Annotated in this window: 11 protein-coding genes; all 11 read right to left on the bottom strand. The window is 68.6% G+C overall.

Annotated elements, in window-relative coordinates; translation table 11 throughout:
- Window positions 1-2 precede the first annotated feature (2 nt).
- Window positions 3-1,373 carry a hypothetical protein gene (locus tag OTER_RS16485; protein ID WP_012376065.1) on the bottom strand — a complete coding sequence of 457 codons (1,371 nt, stop codon included), beginning with the start codon at window positions 1,371-1,373 and terminating at the stop codon, window positions 3-5.
- A gap of 2 nt (window positions 1,374-1,375) precedes the next feature.
- Window positions 1,376-2,620: a glycosyltransferase family 4 protein gene (locus OTER_RS16480; protein ID WP_012376064.1), complete on the bottom strand. Its 1,245-nt coding sequence runs from the start codon at window positions 2,618-2,620 to the stop codon at window positions 1,376-1,378.
- 53 nt (window positions 2,621-2,673) lie between these two features.
- Window positions 2,674-3,888: a glycosyltransferase family 61 protein gene (locus tag OTER_RS16475; protein WP_044891827.1), complete on the bottom strand. Its 1,215-nt coding sequence runs from the start codon at window positions 3,886-3,888 to the stop codon at window positions 2,674-2,676.
- Between the two features lie 8 nt (window positions 3,889-3,896).
- Window positions 3,897-4,976, bottom strand: a complete 1,080-nt coding sequence (locus OTER_RS16470; protein WP_012376062.1) for a glycosyltransferase — start codon at window positions 4,974-4,976, stop codon at window positions 3,897-3,899.
- Window positions 4,973-6,082, bottom strand: coding sequence for a glycosyltransferase family 4 protein (locus OTER_RS16465; RefSeq protein WP_012376061.1), 1,110 nt, complete (start codon window positions 6,080-6,082; stop codon window positions 4,973-4,975). Before OTER_RS16465 ends, OTER_RS16470 begins: the two co-directional genes overlap by 4 nt.
- Window positions 6,079-7,245: a hypothetical protein gene (locus OTER_RS16460; protein WP_012376060.1), complete on the bottom strand. Its 1,167-nt coding sequence runs from the start codon at window positions 7,243-7,245 to the stop codon at window positions 6,079-6,081. The genes OTER_RS16465 and OTER_RS16460 overlap by 4 nt, the downstream gene beginning before the upstream one ends.
- Window positions 7,246-7,259: 14 nt before the next feature.
- Window positions 7,260-8,162 (bottom strand): hypothetical protein, encoded by a 903-nt coding sequence (locus OTER_RS16455; RefSeq protein ID WP_012376059.1) that lies wholly within the window; start codon window positions 8,160-8,162, stop codon window positions 7,260-7,262.
- Window positions 8,159-9,067, bottom strand: coding sequence for a glycosyltransferase family 2 protein (locus OTER_RS16450; protein ID WP_012376058.1), 909 nt, complete (start codon window positions 9,065-9,067; stop codon window positions 8,159-8,161). The genes OTER_RS16455 and OTER_RS16450 overlap by 4 nt, the downstream gene beginning before the upstream one ends.
- Before the next feature lie 145 nt (window positions 9,068-9,212).
- Window positions 9,213-10,142, bottom strand: coding sequence for a glycosyl transferase (locus tag OTER_RS16445; protein ID WP_012376057.1), 930 nt, complete (start codon window positions 10,140-10,142; stop codon window positions 9,213-9,215).
- 46 nt (window positions 10,143-10,188) lie between these two features.
- Window positions 10,189-11,277 (bottom strand): NAD-dependent epimerase/dehydratase family protein, encoded by a 1,089-nt coding sequence (locus tag OTER_RS16440; protein WP_012376056.1) that lies wholly within the window; start codon window positions 11,275-11,277, stop codon window positions 10,189-10,191.
- Window positions 11,274-12,371 carry a Gfo/Idh/MocA family protein gene (locus OTER_RS24330; protein ID WP_012376055.1) on the bottom strand — a complete coding sequence of 366 codons (1,098 nt, stop codon included), beginning with the start codon at window positions 12,369-12,371 and terminating at the stop codon, window positions 11,274-11,276. The genes OTER_RS16440 and OTER_RS24330 overlap by 4 nt, the downstream gene beginning before the upstream one ends.
- Window positions 12,372-12,509 lie beyond the last annotated feature (138 nt).

The following is a 12,509-nucleotide window of genomic DNA, read 5'->3' as shown; positions in this document are numbered from 1 at the left end:
GGCTAGTAGCGTTCGCGGATCGGCTGCGTCGGCGGCGCCTCGGCCGGCTCCTCGTCAGCCGCACTCTCGGTGCCTTCGGCGACCTCTTCCTGCTCCTCTTCTTCTTCCTCGATGACGGGGTTCAGCGAGGCAAGCAGCAGTCCGCCACCGACCACGGCGAAACCGAGGACCGTGGGCGGCGCCCATTGGTTCAACGCGATCGGCACCGCGGCGGCGGCGAAAATGAGAATGGGCAGGTTATCGCGATCGAAGAACAGCGCGCGCAGCGCGCGCAGGCCCAAGTGGATCGTCAAGAAAACGCGGAAGCCCAGAAACGCGGCGCCGAGCACGGGGCCGAGCTCGAGGAAGACCTTGCTCCATTCGTCCTCGGCGAGCAGGAAGCCCACCCGGCCGGCGAGCAGGCGGGCGCCCACGTTGGAGCCGACGCCAATGCCGTTGCCGAAGAACGGGGCGTTCGCGGCCCATTGAAACGGCTGGGTGAAACCGCCGAGGATCCGGCCCACGATGCTCGACCACGCGTCGCCGGTGGCCGTCGTGGAGGCCGCGGTCTCCCAGCGCGACATGAAGGCCTCGCGGCCCTCGCTGAAAATCGGCAGAAACGACACGACCACGCCGACCGCAGCCAGCGTGATCAGCGCCTTGAAACCGGGCCCGAACCCGATGCCCGCGCGCGGCATGCTCGCGACAAAGGCGGCGACGACGATCCCGGTCGCAATCATCGCGGTGCGGCTGATCGACACCGGCAACGCGATGAGCACGGCCAGTCCGCTGGCGACCAGAATTGGCCACCACAGCCGCCGGTTACCGCTCGCCTGATACAGGAAGAACGCGGCCGCGAGCGGGAAAAACGCCTGCGGCCCCGTGATGAACGAGAAAAAGCCCGGCGGCCGGATGCGGCCCAGTGCGCCAAAAATCTGTCCGCCCTCGTCGCCGCCGACACCTTTGTTGATCCACGCGCTCATCGGTGAGCGAAACTGCCACACCATCAGGAGCGTCATCGGAATCGCCACGAGCAGGAGGAAGCAGCCCATGCGCTCGACGTCCTTGCGGGTGAGCGTTTGCGCCATGATCCAGATGAGCGGCAGGTGGCCATAGTTGATGCGCAACCCGTAGCCGAGCACGAGGAGGTTGGTCTGGCCGGCGGCGAAGCTCGCCGCGATCGACGCGAGCGCGAGCCCGATGATCGTGATCACGAAGCCGTTCATCGGCAGCCGGCCGCTGAAGAGCGCCGCGCAATAAATCGCGATCGCCACGGGATCGCGGACGATCAGCAACGGGTCGGCCAGCGAGGGCAGCACCCACTTGCGCAGCGCGCCCTCGAAGATGAGCAGCACGAGATAGGTCCAAAGCAGGAACTTGATCGTCTTCTCCATGCTCACGCGGGCACCGGGCTGCGGGTCACGGCCTGGGCGACGGCGGCACCATACTGCTCCCAGCTGAACGTGCCGGCGCGAGCCCGCGCGCGTTCGCTCAGGTGGGCGCGCCGCGCCGGATCGCGCCGCAGCAGGTCGAGTTTCTCCGCGATGGCGGCGGCCGAACGGATCGGCACGATGAAGCCCTCTTCACCGTCGGTGATGAGATCCGGGCCGGCGGTGTGCGCGGTGGTGATGATCGGCAGTCCCATCGCCATCGCCTCGAGCAGCACCAGTCCGAAGCCTTCGAACAGGGAGGGGAACACGAACACATCGTGCCGCGCCATTTCCGCGAGCACCTCGCGGTGCGGACACGACGGGATCCACCGAACCTGTGCCAACTCGGATTCGAGCGCGGCGCAGCGGGCGAGTGGGGGAGCGCCGATCACGGTCAGCTCGACGGCCGGCCGGAGCATCCGGACGGCGGCGAACAGATAGCTGAGGCCCTTGCGCTGTCCGAGCGAGCCGACGAACAGCACGCGCAATCGTTGGCGGGGCACCGCCGGCTCGCGCGCGGCGACGAGGAGCGGATCCACCGCGGGTGCGCCGTAGGGAATTCGCGCGACGGTTCCACGAAAATCGGGTGCGAGTTGCAGCGACTGCTGGGTGAACGTGCTCGCGACCAAAACGACGTCCGCCTGCTGCAGCTCGGCGTCCTTGCGCGCGGTCTTTTCGGCGCTGTCGCGATTGCCGGTCAACGTGCCGGCCCACGCGGGCTGCAACTCGGCTTCCTCCTGAAGAATCGCGCGGGCGGCGCGCCAGTAGCCGATCGGCAGATCGTAAACGCGCAACAATCCCCGCTCGGTGGCGACGCGAAAACTCGCCTGCGCGCCGTCCTCGTAGGCGTAGACGCCGGAGAACGCCCCTGCGGCGAGCCGCTGGCTCACGCGCTGGTCGAGCGAACGATACACGGCATCGACGCTCAGCGGTCCGTGTTCGTGGCGGACGAGCGAGCGCAGCCCGGCGCGCGGCGCCAGCATCCGCCCCAGTTCGCGCAGCGGGGCCGAATGGATCTTGTGGTTTAGTTCCGCGGGAAACGCGCGGCGCTGCAGCTGCCGGCGGAGCGATCGGGGCAGAACGCGGCGCAGCAGCGGCGTTTCGCGGTAGTGCACGCAGGTCCAGAACTCGCCGAGCAATCCGGCGCGGTGCAGGCCGAGCGCCGCGTGACGCACGTTCGCGTTGCCGGTGGGATGCGAAAACAAAATCATCGTGAAGGCTGGCCGACGACGGACAGGCGCGGGCGCAATCGGTTGCACGCGGCTTACGCGGCGGCAGGGGCACCGGCGAGCGACAGCGCGCGAGTGAACTTCTGGGCGCTCAACACGATGTCGTGCTGCCGGGCGCCGGCGCCCGGCGGCTCGCGCATGACCGGACCCTCGCCGAGCACGACGGTGTGATGGAGTCCGCAACGCGCCGAAATCATCCAGTGAAACGCCGCGATCCATTGCGGGGGCACGATCTCGATGACCTGGGTGCCTGGCCGCGCGAACACGAGGTTCGCGAAGGCGGCGCCGGCGGGGCCGGCGATCACGTCCGCTTCGGCGAATAATCGCGCCTGTTCCGCCACGGTCAGATCTCCGGGACGAACGATTTCGAAGTCATGGGCCCGCAGCCAGTCATGCCGGTCGGCTTCGTGCCGCAACCGACGATAGGAAGCGTCGGCGCGACTTAGGAAGAGCCGGCGCGACGCCGGGGACGAACTCGTCGAGTGGCCGAGGAGGGCGCGACGCAGGAAGGTCACGTCGGCCGCGGGCAGCGACTGGTGATGCTGTTTCAACGCGGGCACCACGAGGTGCTCGGCGCGCACGAACAACGCCGCATCTGCGGTGATCACGCGGTCCAGCGGAATTCCCAGCCGCGCAAGCGTCTCGGTTTGATAGCGCCGGTGCGCATGATTGACGATGACGTGATCGAAATCGGGCACGCGAAATCCGGCGCGCTCCACCAGCCCGAGCCGCGGCAGCAGATCGATCATCCAGTGGTGGAAATTGTCGGTGGCCTCCGGCGTGACGAGATAGAGCGTGCGTCCGGGCAGCGGCTTCGGTCGCGGCAGTCGGAGCCGGGTCCACGCGGTGTGCAGGGCGGCACCGGAGGGATCATGCGTGAACGCGGGCACGAACCGGCCGTCCGGCGTGAACACGCCGCCGGTCGGATGGCCCCAGGCGATCGCGTCGGCTAGGTCCACGACGTAAGTTGGTGCGGTGACCTCGTGGGTGCGCTGGGCAAAAAACCGTTCCGCCATGGGATGCGGTTCAACAAAACGCGGCAGCGGTCGGTGGAAGCTTGCGGCGGGATCGAGTGGAATCACATGCACACCGGCGACGGACTCGCCCGCCAGCGGATCGAACACCTCGTTGCGCGGCAGCCGCAGCGCTTGGCGGAGCCACGGCACGGCGCGCGGCGCCGCGAGCGCGCGCGTCCGCAGTCGCCGCGCATGGAACCGGAGCGACTGGGCGGTTTTGCGCGGAGACCACATACGCGCCATCAGACCTGCCAGGCCCGCGTGAGCCGGCGCCGCAGCCGCCGCTGGAAGAGGTGATACGCGCCTTCCGGCAACGAGAACCGGAGGAGTTGCAGGTAGAAGCGGCCGTTGCGCCAGGTGGAGATTGTGCGCAGTCCGTGCCGGCGGCAGAAGCGGTTGAACACCTCGGTGCGCATCCACGTTTGTTGCAGTTGCAGCCGGCGCGAACGCACGCGCAGTGAATCCGAACCGCCGTGGCGGCGCCATTCGGCCCACGCCTCGGGCAGCGTCAGCACGCGGCCAAAGTAGGGGGCAATCACGCTCAGCCGCGTGTCGGTCCAGAGTGCGAGCCCGTCGGACAGGTCCACCGGCAGGGTGGAAAGCAGGAAGGAGCGGGCAAACGCGAGCGAGCTCGTTGGATAGTAGAAGTCGACGTCCTGTTCGCGATAGATGGCCTTCAGGTGCTCGACGACGTGTTTCCGCGGTTCGCGGTTGCTGCCAATGATCCGGCCATGCTCGTCGATCTTATCCATCGGGGATTGGACGAGCACGGCGTCGGGGTTTACCGCATACGCGTTCACATAGTGCTCGATCTTGGTGCGTTTGAAGCGATCGTCACCGTCGAGGAGGAAGATGAGCTGGCCGGTCGAATGACGGAACGCGGTGAAGATGGCATGGGCCTGACGCACGTAGCCCGGGCCTTCGCCGGCCTGGCCTTGGATGAGCACGATCCGGTTGCCGTAGCGCCGGAGCCGTTCGGGCGTGTCGTCGGTGCTCGCGTCGTCGTAAACGATGATCTCGTCGGGCTGCACCGTTTGTACGAGGAGCGAGTCGATGCATTCCTCGATGAACCGGGCGTGGTTGTGCGTGTTGACCAGCACGCTGGTGCGAATCCGCCGACCGTCCGTGGACGCCAGCGCCGAACTGAGATCGAGCGACGAATCCGCGCGGCCCCACTCGCGGGACGAGTGAAACTCGGCGGCCGGCGGGCCGGCCCGGCTAGACGCGTCGCGGGAGGCGGCATCGGCCGAGCCGGCGGCATGCTGCGCCGGACAGCGCCAATCGGGAAGGATCCACGAGGGGAAGGCGTGAGACTGGCTCATGGGACAGGTTGCGGTTGCCGGGCTTCCAGGAAATCGCACCACGCCTCCGACACCACCGGAGGCGAGAAGAGCCCGTCATAAACCAGCCGCTGGGCGATGCGCGACGTTTGCCCCTGGCGGATGCGATCGGCCATCGCGCGCACGGCGGCGCGCAGATCGGGGAGCGTGGCCGGGTGCGCGACCACGAGCGCGTTCTCCGGACTGACCGCGAGTTCCCGCGTGCCGCCTCGATCGGTCGCGATCCACGGCAGGCCGGCGGAAGTCGCCTCGATCAGGCTCAGCGGCATGCCTTCGTTGTGAGTGGAGAACAACACCAGGGCATCAAGCGCCTGCAGGATCTGGCCTTGCTGCACTTCGCCGGCGTAGGGGCCGTGATAGACCACATTGGGAAACGGGCGGAAGAACGTCGGTGGGTACGTCGGGCCGGCGCCATGGATGTGCCACGTGATGTCCGCGAGACTCGGCTCGCGGCTGAGTTCGCAGATCCGGTCGATGCCTTTCTCGGCGACCAGCCGGCCGGCGAAGCCGAAATGCAACCGGCTGTTCGGCGAGTAGGTGCGGTCGCGCACGGCGCCGGCGTCGACGGGCGGGCAGGTCAAGTAGGGCAAATAGCGAACGTCATCGCGGCCGAGCGCCTGCGCCAGTGCGGCCTGCGTCGAGCGGCTGCAGCCAACGAGCTCGGGCGCGCGCTGCAGCACGCGGCGAAACCCGCCGGACCATGTCGCCTGCTCACCTGCGTCGGCGGCGGTGTGGTGATGGTGCACGATCCGCGTGTGCGGTCGCGCTGCGAGCCAGGGCAGCCGCGCGAGCGCGCTCTGGCCGTTCGTGTAGATCAGATCCCACGGCGTGCGATCGTGGCGCAGCGCTTCGCGCAGCAGCCACAGGCCCTTGAGCCAGCCGCGGGCCTCGCCGCGGGCCCGCGCGAGTTCGCGCAGCGCGACGCCGTTTTCGCGCAGCTTTTCACGCAGCCGCGGCGCGAGTGAGTTGCTGGTTGTGAGCAGCACGACATGGTGTTCGCGACGGGCGAGCACACAGGCGAGATCGCACACGTGTCGTTCCATGCCGCCGAATGCGGCCATCTGAGGGGCGTAGGCGAGGACGTTCATGCCACGAGCGCGCCGCCCGGCAGCGCGTGATCAAGTTCCTCCAGGAACGCGGCGGCGATGCCCGGCAGCCGCGACTCGGGGCGACGGCGCTGTTCGAGCCAGGCGGGAAAGTCCGCGGGTTCCAGATCCCGCAGTCGCCGGAGCAGCGGGTCGGCGGGAGATTCGAGTTCACCCCAGCGCAGGCGCCAGTCGTCGCGCGGCACGAGCACGGGCAGCCCGTGCTCGAGCATCGTGGCGGCGGAGCCGCTCTTGCCGATCAGCGCCCAAGGGTGCGTGGCGATTCCGAAATCTGCCGCCTGCAGCAGGTGCGAGACGCGCTCGGACGGTTGCGGACCGGCGTCGATCACCGCGACCTCGGGGTGCGTGGCGTGGAGGTGCTCCAACATCCGCGCGCCATGCACGCCGATCCGGCCGACCGCGAGCAGCGTGAGGCGGCGCTGAGCGCGCGCGGCGGCGCGGTGCAGCCACGCGAGCGTGGGCTCCGGTTTCCACTGCGGGTGAATCGTGCCGAAAATCACGCCAGTCCAGCGCGGACCCGGCGGGAGCTTTCCGGCCGCGACCGTGGCGAGCTCCGTGGTGGCAAGCGACGGCTCGACCGGAAGCACGGGCATGTTGCCGAAAAGCGGGAGTACGGCGACCGGCCAGCCGTGGTGCGCGAGCGCGAGCTGATACGTCGGGTTGGTCGTGTGCATGCAGGCCGGAGCGAGCTGCGTCAGGAAGGCGAGCAGCTTGCGGCGTTGCAGCGCGCCCAGCAGCCGGAGCTGGAAACGTTCGCCCTCGGCGAGGCCGACCCAGAGTTCGTGCAGCAGCACGTGGTTCCGCCACGGTCGTGCGATCGCGGCGAGCGCGCGGGCGCCGTCGGGCATGAGGCCCTTGGGGTGAAAGCCGAACGGCACGATCTGCCAGCTGATCCAATGCGGATCGAATTCGCGCAGCAGGCTGCCGAGCAACGCGGCGCGGCGCGACCAGCTCAGCGCGCTCGAAAACCGCACCTCGCCGGCGCGCTGCTGAAGACCGGTGGCCGCGGGCAGCGCGCGATCGTGCAGCGCCACGAGCAGGCAGACGTGTCCCAACTGGGCGCACGCGCCGGCCAGCTGGCGGACGTAGTCGCCGACGCCGTCGCGGCCCGGAGCCAGGGAAGTGCAAAGGAAGACGAGTTTCACGCCGGGAGGTGCGTTCAGGCGCGGCGATACATGCGGCCGAGCAGCGCGCTCGTCTGCAGCGAGAGCCGGAGCCGCGCGAGTTGTCCGGCGGGAAAAAGCCGCAGCGGCGATTGCGCGAAGCGGAAGAACGATTTCTGCGCGGTGCCGGGTGGATGTCCGCGCAACGCGTCGGCGAAAAAGCCGCCACGCCACGGTTTGCGTTTCCCGATCGCATGCGAGAGCAGGTGTCCGCCCGCGGCGAAATCCATGCCCTCGGGCCCGGTACCGTTGATCGGCACGTCGGAGACCATCAGCGCCATGTTCAGGGCGTCCTGATCGGGCGTGTGGAGCAGCGCGTTGGGGTCGTTGAACTTTATCTGATGAAGCGCGCCCAACTGCTGCTCCGCGTAACCGATGATCCGCGTCCAAACCTCCAGGAACGCGCGCTGGCTGCGCGGCAGGCCGACGAACCCGGCGTTGTAGTAGCGATCGAGCGGTCGCGCCGTCGCGAGCCCGTGGGTTTGCAGAAAATCAGTCCACGCGAGCCGGTAAGGGTGTCGCGCGGGCAGGTAGCCGTTGACATCCTCACAGAGCGCCACGCCGTCGGCCGCCCAACGGGCGAGCACGGGCCAGCGGGCTTTCACCACGATGTCGGGGTCGAAATAGTAGAGCTGCTGCGCGTCGGGACAGTGCGCGGCCCAGCACTCGAGCATGAACGCGGGCTTGTAATAGGTGAAGTGGACGGAAGGCGCGACGGGCACGAACCGCACGTCGATGCCGTCCGGCAACGTGCGCGCCGCGGTGGCCCAGGCGGGCTCGGGCCCGCGGTGGCCGCAGATCACCAGCCCGCGAAATCCGCTCGCGTGCAGCGAATTGATCAAGGCGCCGACGCCGAGATGGTAGTGGCCTTCGAACAGGGTACAGATCGCGTGACTCATGCGGCCTTGACGCGGGTGAAATTCATGACCGCGGCGGCGAGCCAGTAGGCGCACACGGCCGGTTTGAGGGCGCGGTGCCGCAGCGAGCGGCTGAAGAAACTCCGGGCCGACGCCGGATCGCTGCGCAGCGCGATGCGGCCGGCGGCCAGCCAGGCATCGGCCGCGCGGGTTTCACGGAGCCGGCGCGGCACTGCTTCCCAGTCGAGATTCTTCTCGTAGACGCGGGCGCTCGCGAGCGCCATGGCGACGCCGTGACGCGACAGTGCCGATGCATGCCGGCGATAAAGACAGGTGTTGAGTCCCGTGTAGATGAAACGCGCGCCGGTGCGGGCGCAGCGGATCCACATCTCACGGTCTTCGACGTAGCGGAACGTCGGATCAAAGCCGCCGACATCTTCCCAGAGCCGCCGCCGCATCACGACGGACGAGGGCTGGATCGTGTAGATACCGTTGAACAAGCTGCACGGAAAGTCTCCGATCATCTGGGGCGTCGGCGCGCGGACCTCGAGTTCGCGGCCGCTGTCGCTGTCGAACAGCACCGAACCGGAGTGGATGAACTCGATCGAGGCATCGGTGGTGAACGTCGCCGCGGTTTCCAGGTGCGCGGTGGTCCACACGTCATCCGAATCGAGCAGCGCGATCCATTCGCCGCGCGCGGCGGCGATGCCGGTGTTGCGCGTGGCCGGCAGGCCGAGATTGTGGGCGTGCCGGTCGTAGCGCACCGGCTGTTCCACCGTGCGGGCAAACTCGCGCACGATGTCCTCGGTCGAATCGCGCGAGCCGTCCTCGGTGACGATCAGTTCCCAGTCGGTGAAGCTCTGCGCCCGCACCGATTCGAGCGTCGCCGGCAGGTACCGCTCGGCGCGATAGGCGGGAATGCAGATGCTGATGAACGGAGACTTCATCGGTGAGCCCAGCGGAGGTTGGCGTCGGCCCCGCCCGTGGGAGGGGGAGCGAAGCGGGTGTGACGGAGCATGGAATCGAGCAGGAAAGAGCGCATGGACAGCGGCCCTCCGGAAGAGGAGGGAGCCGGATGGACAGCGAATTGGGCTACGAGTGCGCCGGTTCAGGTTGCGAACGCGTGATACCCGGCAGGCGGGCCGCGAGCCGATCCAGGATCGCGCCGTCGACCGCCTCGTCGAATTTGCGCGCGATCAGCATGGGGCTCGCGTTGAGCCGATCCCAGTCGCGCGAGGTAAACGTTCGCGGGTGAGGCGCATGCAGCGGAAAATCGATCTCGCGCAGGTCGGTGTTGACGACCGTGTGTGCCAGCGGGCTGTTGAGCATCACGGACGGGAAGACGATTTCGTTGGCGTGGCCGGCGTGCTTGAGCCAGCGGCGGATGCGCAACGCCTGCGGATCGCTGACGACATGCTGGCACGCGGCGCGGCTCAGGATAACGTGATTCGAACCACCGTAGTAATGAAAGTCGGGCCACTTGCGCTCGAAGCCGGGAAGGTGCGGCAACCGGTTCCTCCAGCCCAGCAAGGCCCGCAGCCGGCGGCCGAACCCCGGCACGCGAAGCAACCGGTCGAGCCACGGCCATTCGAGGTGGTAGCGCAGGATCCGCTGGCGGGCATTGCTCCAAAACGTGCTCGTCATCGGATCGAACCAGCTCACGTAGTTCGCCTCCGGTTCGGCGGCGAGCCGCGCGTCGATCGCGTCGGTGGACTGCAGCGGAAAATCCTGGCCGGTGAGGTTGATGAAGTGATGCCAGTCGGAGCGCACCCGCAGCGCGGCGGCCATGGCGTCGATTTGCGCCGCAGCCATTTCGTAGCCGCCCCAAAGCACGGTGCGGGATGGCAGCACGACGACGTTGGGATGCGCCCGCGCCAAGTTGGCCCCGAGTTGGTGCAGCTCACGGCTGGACCGACGGTCGAAGTGGAGCACGACGACGTCGACGGGCCGGTAGACGGCGCGGAACAGCCGCGCGACTTGGTGCGGGTTTTTGTGGGCGAGGATGAGCAGGGCCAGCGACATGGGAGGAGGGGGTTGCCGCGCCGACGGGCCGACGCGGCGCGTGGATTCATGCGGCGAGGGAGAATTCGCCCTGGGCGAAGCGCCACCACGCCACGCTTCGCTCCAAGCCTTCGGGGTAGGTGACGATCGGGTGGTAATCGAGCTGCTCGGTGGCGCGGCGATGCGAAAGCGACCAGGTGCACTGCTGAGCCAGGGCCATTTCCTGGGTGATGTGCGGCCGCGGGCCGTTCGGCAGCGACCACGAATCCGACCGGGGCGCACCGGCATCGATCACGGCCTTGGCGCCTCGCTTCAACCGATGCGGCACGAGCGGCAGCAAACGCTGCAGGAATGGGTGGGCCGCCGCCTGCCCGGCGCGATCGCGCCAGCTGCGCTTGAAGGCGGGCAATTGGGAAATCTGCTGCACGGTCGACCACGGCACGTCGAGCTGTGCGGCGAGTTCGCGATAGAGTCGTTCCCAGAGCAAAGGCTCGCCATCGCCGATAAGATAGGGCCCCGCGGCGTTGTCGGGTGCTTGCAGGCAACACGTGATCGCGTGCACCACGTTGTCGACGTAAGTGGCGTTGCAGTGATTGCGTCCGCCTTCGTAGAGCCAGGCCCGACCGGCGATCAGATCCGCGGCGATCTCGCCGAACCAGGGCGAGCGCGGGCCGTAGATCCAGCCGGGGCGCAACGCGAAGCCGACCAAGCCCTGGCGCTGACACTCCGCGAAGAACTTCTGCTCGGCGCGAACGCGGGCGCGGCCCAGCTCGAGCGGCTGATGCGGAGCGAGCGGCGACGTTTCGTCGGCGCCGGCCGGCGGCGTCGGCCCGTGGACCAACGCGCTGCTCAGATAAATCAACCGGTGCACACCGGCGGCGCGCGCGGCGAGGCAGAGCGCCGCGGGCATGCGCTCGAGCTGGGCGGGATCGCCATTTGCGGTGTGGAGCACCGCCGCGCAGCCACTGAATGCGCGCGCCATCGCATCGGTATCGAGCGGGTCGGCGAGCCGCGTTTCAAGATTGAACCGCGACGGCAGCGCGAGGCCGGCCGGGGCGCGCACGAGTGCGAGCACCTCGTGGCCGTCGACCAAATGGAAGCGCTCGGTCGCGCGGGCGCCCACGGCGCTGCTGGCTCCAACAATCGCGAGCTTCATGGCAGGACGCGCAATGACGCGCGGTGGTCGAGCGCGGGCTGGGCCTCTTCGCGGGAGAGCCAGGGTTGGGCGACGAGCGTGCGCGTGGCGTAGCAGTGTTCCAACAGTCGCAGCGCGGCGACGCCTTCCGTGGCCGGCACGGCCAGCGGCTCTTCGCCGGCGACCGCGCGGAGCACGTTGGCCAGTTGCAGGACAAAACACTGCGCCGCGCCCTCGAGCGGCCGCATGGGCGCGGCGGGCGGCAACTCGGACAGCGGAGGAACGAGGGCGCCCTGCACCGCGGCGGGTGCGCCGGCCAGCTGCACGCTGAGCGCGCTGGCGTCGTTCGCCGGCCAGCCCACGACGCCGCGTTCGAACACGAAGCGATATTCCTGCGCCGTCGGCCAGTCGCGGCTCAAGTGCACGCGGCCCACGGCGCCGCCGGGGTAGTGCAGCTCGGCGAACGCGTTCGCCTCGAAGCCGCCCATGCTGTCGTCCGCATAGCGCACATTGTCAGGTTCGCCGAGCCACCAGCCGAGCAGGTCGAACACCGGGATGCCGAGATCGAACAGCACGCCGCCAGGCGTCTGGGTGCGATCGAAGAACGACGGCCCGACCGGTGAGCGGAAAGGCCCGCCTTCGCGGATCCTGAACGAGATCAGCGGCCCCAGCAGCCAATCGCGGCACAACGCCCGAAGATAGCGGCTGGCCGGGAAGAAGCGGTGGTGCAGCCCGGCGGCGAGCAATCGCTCCTGGCGCCGGGCGGTGTCGATCATCTGCTCGCATTCAGCCACGGAGGCGGCGAGGGGTTTCTCAACCAGCACATGCCAGCCGCGTTCCAGCGCGGCGATGGCTTGCGCCGCGTGAAACGCGGGCGGCGAGACGATGATCGCGAGCGTGCCCGCGGGCGAGGTGGTATGCTCGAGCGCCGCGGCCTGACTCGCCTTGGGAAAAGCGCGGGCGACGATCTCGCGCGCGGCGACCGCCGGATCCACGATCGCCACGACGCGCAGCCACCCGATGTTTTGCAGCCCGCGCAAGGCCGGTACGTAGAATTGCCGCGCGACGGCTCCGCAGCCGACGAGAATAACGCGGAGAGGAGAGGGCGCCGCCATGACGAAACACCGCTTGGTCACGCCGCGGCGGCGGGAGTGCCTCGTCGGCGCGAAGGAGATGAACCGTCGCAGCGCCGTTCGCGCCCGAACGTCACGATCGCGCCGGCGCGAGAGCCGGCCGACACCGGCGGACGAAGG

This window comes from Opitutus terrae PB90-1 (assembly GCF_000019965.1).
In the GTDB taxonomy this organism is placed as follows: Bacteria; Verrucomicrobiota; Verrucomicrobiia; order Opitutales; family Opitutaceae; genus Opitutus; species Opitutus terrae.
This window is presented reverse-complemented; position numbering and strand designations above follow the sequence as displayed.